The following is an 835-nucleotide window of genomic DNA, read 5'->3' on the forward strand; positions in this document are numbered from 1 at the left end:
CTCTAGGGGGACCCGCGGGCGGGGGCAAGCGGTGATCGGGGCAGCGAGTCGGCGCGGGCGAACCGCGCCGGCTCACGCGCCGTTCACCAATTATAGCGCCAGCCCCACGGCTCGTGCCAGCCGGCATGATGCCAACCCCAGGGGCGGTGCCAGCCCCAAGGGCGGCCCCAAGGACGGCCCCAGCCGTAACCGACCACGACGGGAGCGGCGTAGAAGACGGGGCGGGCGACATAGGGACGCCAGTTCGGCCGACACCAGCCGGACCAGCTTAGGTGATAACCGGGTCCGCAACCGTCACGGGCTTCAGCGGTCGTCGCGGTTCCGGCGAGCGTTCCAAGAAAGAGAAGTGCGGCAGCTACGAATCTCAGTCGCATCATCGTCCTCCATTGAAGACGTTGAAGAACGAGACGGTTCGAGCCGCGTTGCAGCATTACAAAATTTTAATGCGACTTGCCGGGAGGCCGCAAAACCTTCGCAGAATAGCACGCGGGCAACGATGGTCCGTGAGCCGCGCCTGGGGCGGCCTGTGCTTCGCCCGAAGCCATGCGGAACCGACGCCCGCCCTGAAGGAATCCCAACAAGAAAAGCCCGCGGGTACCGCGGGCCTTTCGTTGTCAGAGGCGAGGAAATCAGCCGCCCGACTTCTTGTCCGCGGCCCCCGGCGGCTCGCTCGGGGCGGGCGCGCCCTTGGGCAGTTCCGGGTTCTCCGGGTTGTGCGGAGCGGCCACGGGGGCCGGCACCGCTTCCGCCGGAGCGGGGGAGGGCGGGTTCTCGGCGGTGGCCGTTGGCCTCTCCGGCCCGGGTAGGCCGGCCTTAGGCTTGGCGTTGATCTTGG

The 835-nt window shown here is 68.3% G+C and carries 1 protein-coding gene and 1 pseudogene; both read right to left on the reverse strand.

All coding sequences use genetic code 11. The features are described 5' to 3' along the window. Nucleotides 1-83 precede the first annotated feature (83 nt). Nucleotides 84-374: a GCG_CRPN prefix-to-repeats domain-containing protein gene (locus MZTS_RS25740; RefSeq protein ID WP_246482281.1), complete on the reverse strand. Its 291-nt coding sequence runs from the start codon at nucleotides 372-374 to the stop codon at nucleotides 84-86. 255 nt (nucleotides 375-629) lie between these two features. Further along, nucleotides 630-835, reverse strand: a pseudogene (locus MZTS_RS24930) (tetratricopeptide repeat protein); the annotation flags it as partial.

It is taken from the genome of Methylorubrum zatmanii, assembly GCF_014845115.1.
Classification (GTDB): domain Bacteria; phylum Pseudomonadota; class Alphaproteobacteria; order Rhizobiales; family Beijerinckiaceae; genus Methylobacterium; species Methylobacterium zatmanii.

Coding starts and splice junctions, on each gene's coding strand:
- MZTS_RS25740 (WP_246482281.1), bottom strand. CDS start 374: ATGCGACTGAGATTCGTAGCTGCCGCACTTCTCTTTCTTGGAACGCTC.